At 47.3% G+C, this 3,079-nt stretch carries 5 protein-coding genes; all 5 read left to right on the forward strand.

Translation table 11 applies throughout. The features are described 5' to 3' along the window. Nucleotides 1-259: Uma2 family endonuclease (locus JGK20_RS33980; protein ID WP_293233795.1), on the forward strand; the 259-nt coding region annotated here is incomplete at its 5' end. 246 nt (nt 260-505) lie between these two features. Further along, entirely contained in the window at nt 506-823 is a 318-nt protein-coding gene (locus tag JGK20_RS33985; protein ID WP_293180336.1) for a 2Fe-2S iron-sulfur cluster-binding protein, read from the forward strand. 42 nt (nt 824-865) lie between these two features. Then, nucleotides 866-1,057 (forward strand): hypothetical protein, encoded by a 192-nt coding sequence (locus tag JGK20_RS33990; protein WP_293233797.1) that lies wholly within the window; start codon nt 866-868, stop codon nt 1,055-1,057. Continuing rightward, on the forward strand, nt 1,054-2,220 hold the full coding sequence (locus tag JGK20_RS33995; protein ID WP_293180333.1) for a DUF3326 domain-containing protein: 1,167 nt from the start codon (nt 1,054-1,056) through the stop codon (nt 2,218-2,220). Before JGK20_RS33990 ends, JGK20_RS33995 begins: the two co-directional genes overlap by 4 nt. 31 nt (nt 2,221-2,251) lie before the next feature. Beyond that, nucleotides 2,252-2,845, forward strand: coding sequence for a CPBP family intramembrane glutamic endopeptidase (locus JGK20_RS34000; protein WP_293180330.1), 594 nt, complete (start codon nt 2,252-2,254; stop codon nt 2,843-2,845). Nucleotides 2,846-3,079: the final 234 nt, after the last annotated feature.

Below are 3,079 nucleotides of genomic sequence, written 5' to 3' on the forward strand. Positions count from 1 at the left end.
CGATGTTCCTACTTTTCCTCAAAGTCCGCTGTTAATTGCTGAAATTGTTTCTCCTACTGATATTGCGGAAGAGATTTTTTTGAAAGCACAAGAGTATTTGGATTCTGGTTGTCTGGAAGTTTGGATTGTTTTTCCAGAAAGTTGCTGGATATTGATAATGACTCAAACTCAAAAGTTAGCGTTTAATTCCGGTGACGTAATCAGCACTCAGTTAGTGCTGCTGGGTTTTAGTGTTGCGGTTGATGAGTTGTTGGGTTGAAGGCAGAAATTAGTTATTAAGTGAGTGAACATATATTGCGTGTCATTACAAAGAAACCGGGTTTTTACAGAATTTAAGGGCTGCAATCAAGTATTTTTGTAAAAAACCCGGTTTCTAGGCCCCCGTGCGTAACTCCTATAAATTTTGTCAACTTGCACCAAATCACCAACAGCGGTACAATGTTTTCTGCTTTGTTTGCAAATCTACCGTAGATTCCAATTGGGAATTAAAACCAATAATTGAAATATGTCTCAAACTTACACTGTTGAATTACTCCACCAAGGCAGCACTTATACCGTAGAAGTGCCGGAAGATCAACCAATTCTGCAAACTGCGATCGCCGCGGGGATTGATTTGCCCAACTCTTGCAATTCGGGGGTTTGTACTACTTGCGCTGCTAAGGTGGTTGAGGGTCAACTTAAGCAGGTTGATTGCATGGGTGTTAGTCCGGAACTTCAGGCTGAAGGTTATGTGTTACTTTGCGTTTCTTTTCCCCGATCGCACTTGAAGATAGAAACTGAAAAAGAAGACATTGTTTACGATCGCCAGTTCGGTAAATCCTAGGACTAAGCTACCGATCGCGGTAAAACCACTATGGATCGCCCTATGACCACTAATTTCATTTCCGCAGAAGTAGACCTCCGCGATACGGCCGAAGAACTGCACTCAGCTATTGAAATTGAACTGCAAAAACACGGCGAACCCCTGCGCTGGGCCGTTACAGACGTGGATGTCGATCGCCAAAAGGCTCTGGTAGAAGGCTACGTGCTCGTGGAAGCATCCCCCGTAGCAGCGTGAAGCCCCGCCCTTTAACAGTGGTTTTGATAGTCCCCACAGGCGTTGGAGCCTCGATTGGGGGCTTTGCAGGCGATGCGCTGCCCGTTGCTAGGGCGATCGCCCAAATTTCTGATACGCTAATTACTCACCCCAACGTCCTCAACGGTGCTCAACTTTATTGGCCGATACCTAATGCACTTTACGTCGAAGGTTACGCCCTTGACAAATTTGCAGCCGGATGCTGGGGCCTGCAACCGGTACATCAAAATCGCATCGGCTTAATCATGGATTGCGCGATCGAACCTGAGTTACAATTGCGCCACTTGCAAGCCGTTGATGCTGCTAGAGCTACATTGGGTTTAAACATAACTGATTGTATTTTGACCGATCGCCCCCTGCAAGTAGAATTACGCATTTCAGAATCAGGGGCATCCTGGGGGACGATCGGCAATCCCGACAGTTTACTGCGCGCCGCCGACAAATTGATCGCACAAGCAAAAGTCCAGGCGATCGCAGTTGTGGCCAGATTTCCCGACGATGAAGGTAGCGTCGCCCTCGAAAACTACCGCCGCGGGAAAGGAGTCGATCCCCTCGCAGGCGCGGAAGCAGTCATCAGTCACCTCATTGTCAGAACATTTAAAATTCCCTGCGCCCACGCCCCCGCCCTGTCGCCACTTCCCCTCGATCCACATCTTTCGCCACGATCGGCTGCGGAGGAAATCGGTTATACTTTCTTACCTTGCGTGCTTGCAGGGCTTAGCAAAGCACCGCAATTTGTCACTCCTGGTGTGGGACAGGCATCTTGCTTACCACAGGTATTGGGCGGACAAGATGCCCGCCCCACAAGAGAGAACTTCCATGCAAACAGGCGAAATTTCGATTCGGTATCCCAGGATTTGTGGGCGGATCGAGTCGATGCGGTGGTAATACCGGCCACAGCGTGCGGCGGTAGTGCTATTCTGAGTTTGAGCGGGCGATCGACAGTACAAATTATTGCTGTGGGTGACAACAAAACCCAGATGCAAGCTTCCCCAGAAAAACTCGGAATCAAAGCTTTGCAGGTAAACTCATATTTAGAGGCGATCGGCGTATTGGTCGCTTTACGAGCCGGCATTAGTCCAGCTTCTTTGGGTGCAGACATCTCCTCCCTGCGGTGTTTGTCTGACTCAACTCAACAAATCTAAAATCTAAAACCTAAAATCTAAAATTGATTAAGTGCCAGAAAAACTTCCCGAAAATCCCGAAATTGAACCGTTGACGCGCACTCAGGTTTTAGTAGCAATGGGCGTGACAGCAATTATGTTGCTGGCGGTAGCTAAATTGTGGTTGATATTTGGATCGGTATCGCTTTTGCCCGTGAAATTGATCGTCATGGATTTGTTCAAAGGATTGGCGATCGGACTGGCAATTACAGGCGGTAGTGCGATCGTATATCAACTCTGGCCCGGTTATCGCCGGAGTGCAGACATTTACTTGGAAGTAGTGCTCAAACCTTTGTTTTGGCCGGATTTAATTTGGCTGGGACTGCTACCCGGACTTAGCGAAGAATTGCTATTTCGAGGCGTGATGCTGTCTGGTTTGGGATTGAATGTGACCGGTTTAGTTTTATCGAGTTTTTGTTTCGGCATTCTGCACTTGGGAGGAATGGATCAGTGGCCTTATGCTGTTTGGGCGACGGCTGTGGGTTTCCTGCTGGGTTACAGTGTTTTAGCTACTGGCAATTTGTTAGTACCAATTACAGCTCATGTCTGCACGAATTTGATTTCTAGCTGTGTTTGGAAGTGGGAACACAATATGGTGAAACGGTAGGGCGATCGTACAGATTGGTTTGTAGTGAGGACTTCAGTCCGCATCAATCCAAGGACTAAAGTCCTTACTACGAACCTTTGGTATTTGTTTGTAGTGAGGACTTCAGTCCGCAGAAATTAAAGGACTAAAGTCCTTACTACGAACCTTTGGTATTTGTTTGTAGTGAGGACTTCAGTCCGCAGAAATTAAAGGACTAAAGTCCTCACTACGAACCTTTGGTATTTGTTTGTAGTG

The sequence above is a fragment of the Microcoleus sp. PH2017_05_CCC_O_A genome (genome assembly GCF_020738785.1).
Classification (GTDB): domain Bacteria; phylum Cyanobacteriota; class Cyanobacteriia; order Cyanobacteriales; family Microcoleaceae; genus Microcoleus.

Excerpts from the sequence above, each read along its gene's own strand:
- JGK20_RS33990 (WP_293233797.1), top strand. The coding sequence starts at position 866 with ATGACCACTAATTTCATTTCCGCAGAAGTAGACCTCCGCGATACGGCC.
- JGK20_RS33985 (WP_293180336.1), top strand. The coding sequence starts at position 506 with ATGTCTCAAACTTACACTGTTGAATTACTCCACCAAGGCAGCACTTAT.